At 56.4% G+C, this 1851-nt stretch carries 1 rRNA gene (only partly in view); it reads right to left on the bottom strand.

Annotation, left to right across the window (positions count from 1 at the left end):
- Positions 1-22: 22 nt before the first annotated feature.
- Positions 23-1851 (bottom strand): 23S ribosomal RNA (locus ACZ6C6_RS34905) (it continues 728 nt past the right edge of the window).

Here is a 1851-nt window from a genome sequence, read left to right on the forward strand (position 1 = left end):
AACACAGTGGACGCGAGCAACTGAGGACAAGCCCTCGGCCTATTAGTACCAGTCAGCTCCACCCGTTACCGGGCTTCCACATCTGGCCTATCAACCCAGTCGTCTACTGGGAGCCTTAACCCTTCAAGAGGGTGGGAATACTCATCTCGAAGCAGGCTTCCCGCTTAGATGCTTTCAGCGGTTATCCTTTCCGAACGTAGCCAACCAGCCATGCCCTTGGCAGAACAACTGGCACACCAGAGGTTCGTCCGTCCCGGTCCTCTCGTACTAGGGACAGCCCTTCTCAATATTCCTACGCGCACAGCGGATAGGGACCGAACTGTCTCACGACGTTCTAAACCCAGCTCGCGTACCGCTTTAATGGGCGAACAGCCCAACCCTTGGGACCGACTCCAGCCCCAGGATGCGACGAGCCGACATCGAGGTGCCAAACCATCCCGTCGATATGGACTCTTGGGGAAGATCAGCCTGTTATCCCCGGGGTACCTTTTATCCGTTGAGCGACAGCGCTTCCACAAGCCACTGCCGGATCACTAGTCCCGACTTTCGTCCCTGCTCGACCCGTCGGTCTCACAGTCAAGCTCCCTTGTGCACTTACACTCAACACCTGATTGCCAACCAGGCTGAGGGAACCTTTGGGCGCCTCCGTTACTCTTTAGGAGGCAACCGCCCCAGTTAAACTACCCATCAGACACTGTCCCTGATCCGGATCACGGACCCAGGTTAGACATCCAGCACGACCAGAGTGGTATTTCAACGACGACTCCACAACCACTGGCGTGGCCGCTTCAAAGTCTCCCACCTATCCTACACAAGCCGAACCGAACACCAATATCAAACTATAGTAAAGGTCCCGGGGTCTTTCCGTCCTGCTGCGCGAAACGAGCATCTTTACTCGTAGTGCAATTTCACCGGGCCTATGGTTGAGACAGTCGAGAAGTCGTTACGCCATTCGTGCAGGTCGGAACTTACCCGACAAGGAATTTCGCTACCTTAGGATGGTTATAGTTACCACCGCCGTTTACTGGCGCTTAAGTTCTCAGCTTCGCCACCCCGAAGAGCAGCTAACCGGTCCCCTTAACGTTCCAGCACCGGGCAGGCGTCAGTCCGTATACATCGCCTTACGGCTTCGCACGGACCTGTGTTTTTAGTAAACAGTCGCTTCTCGCTGGTCTCTGCGGCCACCCCCAGCTCACCGAGTAAATCGGATCACCAGTGATGGCCCCCCTTCTCCCGAAGTTACGGGGGCATTTTGCCGAGTTCCTTAACCATAGTTCACCCGAACGCCTCGGTATTCTCTACCTGACCACCTGAGTCGGTTTAGGGTACGGGCCGCCATGAAACTCGCTAGAGGCTTTTCTCGACAGCATAGGATCATCCACTTCACCACAATCGGCTCGGCATCAGGTCTCAGCCTTAACGTGTGACGGATTTGCCTACCACACGGCCTACACCCTTACCCCGGGACAACCACCGCCCGGGCTGGACTACCTTCCTGCGTCACCCCATCGCTTACCTACTACAAGTCTGGTTCGTCGGCTCCACCACTACCCTCAACTCCGAAGAGATCGGGCCGGCTTCACGGACTTAGCATCGCCTGATTCAGTACTGGGCGTTTCAAAGCGGGTACCGGAATATCAACCGGTTGTCCATCGACTACGCCTGTCGGCCTCGCCTTAGGTCCCGACTTACCCTGGGCAGATCAGCTTGACCCAGGAACCCTTAGTCAATCGGCGCACACGTTTCTCACGTGTGTATCGCTACTCATGCCTGCATTCTCACTCGTGAACCGTCCACAACTCGCTTCCGCGGCTGCTTCACCCGGCACACGACGCTCCCCTACCCATCCCA

Source organism: Streptomyces sp. NPDC041814, from assembly GCF_055590565.1.